Here is a 2202-nt window from a genome sequence, read left to right as displayed (position 1 = left end):
GTCGTGCGGCGCCGCGGTGGAGGTCGAACTCGCCGTAGGCGTGGGCGTGTTGGCCGAGGCCAGATACTTCGGGTCGATCGCCGGATACGTCACCGTGAAGGTGTCCTGCCCGCTCGCGGAGCGGCATCGGACTCGCCCTCTACCAGGTCAAGGTCGCCGCAGGCATCAGCGCGGGCAAGGGCGGCATCACCTGGAGCACAGACGTCACCGACCTCCGTACACCCGTGGTCGCGGTCGGCGGCATCCTCCCCGCGTACGGCGAGACCGGCACCGGCGCCTACCCGGGCCAGTTCCGCGACTCCGGCGGCGCGCTCCAGCGCTGGGACGGCTCGGCCTGGGTGTCGTACCCGAGCGCGCTGGGAGGCATCGCCCCGGCCGGCGCGGTCGCCACGGCGAGCTACACGGGCCAGTACCGGGACACGTCCGCCGGCGTACTCCAACGCTGGAACGGCACGACCTGGATCAACTATCTCCCCTCCCCGACCTGGACCGACTACACCCCGGTGTGGGGCGCCGAGACCGGCACGGCGCCCGCGATCGGCAACGGCACGCTGGCTGGGTCGTACGCGAGGCTGGGGACGGTCGTACACGTCCGGATCTACCTGAAGATCGGGTCCACGACCAACCTGACCGCCCAGGACGTCAACGCCAACTGGACGTTCCGGCTTCCGGTCCTGCCGGTCGCCACCCCCACGTGGAAGCTGGACGGGCGGGTGCTGAACGCGGAGTACTTCGACTCCTCCACCGGGCTGCTCTACCAGGGCAGCGGCCTGCTCGCGGTGACCGGCAGCATCGGCTACGTCCGCTCGGTGCGCGACACCCTCGCGAACAGCGACACCATCTGGGACAAGTCGGCGCCCGTCGCCTGGGGCACCGGTGACGTCCTGTCCATCCACGGCACCTACGAGTGCGCGCCGTGACCGTGACCTCCGCGTGGCTGTCCCCGGACGGCCAGTCCCGCGCCGACACCCGCACCACCCAGATCGGCGCGCTCACCCCGGTCACCGACATCAAGGGCCGCTCCGGCGTCCTGCCCGGCTCCGAGGGCGGGGTCTACCGCGTCACCGGACTCTGGCTGGCCGGCACGACCGGCACGATGAGCGGCACCGTCGGCGTGGGCCGAGCAGTCGTCCAGTCGTCGATCGCCCGCGGCGCCTACCCGGTCGCGGTCACCGCCCCGGTCCCGCTGACCTTCACCGACGGCGACGCCCAGTACGGCCGTATCGACCTGGTGGTCCTGCGGATCTACGACGACGAGTACGACGGCTCGGGCCGCAGCGAGGCCGCCGTGGAGATCGTCCGCGGCACCCCGGCCGCCGTCCCGGTCGCGCCCCCGGTCCCGGACGTCTCGCTGCTGCTGTTCACGGTGACGGTGGCCGCCCACACCAGCACGGGCGGCGGCGGTATCCCCTGGACCACCGCGAGCACCGACCTCCGCCCGACCACCGTTCCACTGGGCGGCATCCTGCCGACCCGCTCCGACGACACCGCGGCGGGCGGCTACCCCGGCCACTACCGCGACATCACCGACACGCTCCAGCGCTGGAGCGGCTCGGCCTGGGTGCCGTATCCGAAGGGGCTGGGCGGTATCGCCCCGGCGGGCGCGCTGACCACCGGCGGCTACACCGGCCAGTACCGGGACAGCTCCGCGGGCCAACTCCAGCGCTGGAACGGCACCGCCTGGCAACCCGCCGTACCGGGCCCCGTGTTCGCGCAGTCGCTGGACGCCGGCTCGACCACGTCGACGACGTACACGGCGGCGCTCTCGGGCACCGCGATCACCGCGGTGACGCTCAACTTCACGGCACCACCGTCCGGTTCGGTGATCATCAGCCTCGGAGCGAGGGTCTACACGGTGAGCAGCGAGACCACGACAGCGCACATGTCCCCGCAGGTCACCCTGGGTTCCACGGTGGTCTGGGCGGCGGACGACGAACGGGCGGCGTCCGGCTCGGGCGCCGTCAACAAGTCGGTCTCGACCCAGCTGAGGCTCAACTCCCTGACAGCGGGCGCGACTTACACGGTCACCGCGATGCACCGTTCGACGTCGTCGACGGTCACGTGCTGGTTCGAGCACACTGTCTCTGCCCGGCTTCTGTGGGGTGATCGACTCCGACCGTTGTCGCCGGTGGTTCAGACGCCGGCCGGGCTCGCAACCGCAGCTCCTCCCGGACCCAGGCCCACGGAAACGCGGTGTAACGG

General features: G+C 71.8%; 2 protein-coding genes. Both read left to right on the top strand.

The features are described from left to right. Nucleotides 1-224 precede the first annotated feature (224 nt). The gene (locus ACNFOC_RS53540) at nucleotides 225-920 is read left to right on the top strand and encodes a hypothetical protein (RefSeq protein WP_416966191.1); all 696 of its coding nucleotides are present in this window, start codon (nucleotides 225-227) and stop codon (nucleotides 918-920) included. After that, nucleotides 917-2202: hypothetical protein (locus ACNFOC_RS53535; protein ID WP_416966190.1), on the top strand; the 1286-nt coding region annotated here is incomplete at its 3' end. The genes ACNFOC_RS53540 and ACNFOC_RS53535, both read left to right, overlap by 4 nt.

The sequence above is a fragment of the Streptomyces colwelliae genome, assembly GCF_048158785.1.
In the GTDB taxonomy this organism is placed as follows: domain Bacteria; phylum Actinomycetota; class Actinomycetes; order Streptomycetales; family Streptomycetaceae; genus Streptomyces.
The sequence above is the reverse complement of the archived record's forward strand: the minus strand, read 5'-3'. Positions and strand labels throughout refer to the sequence as shown.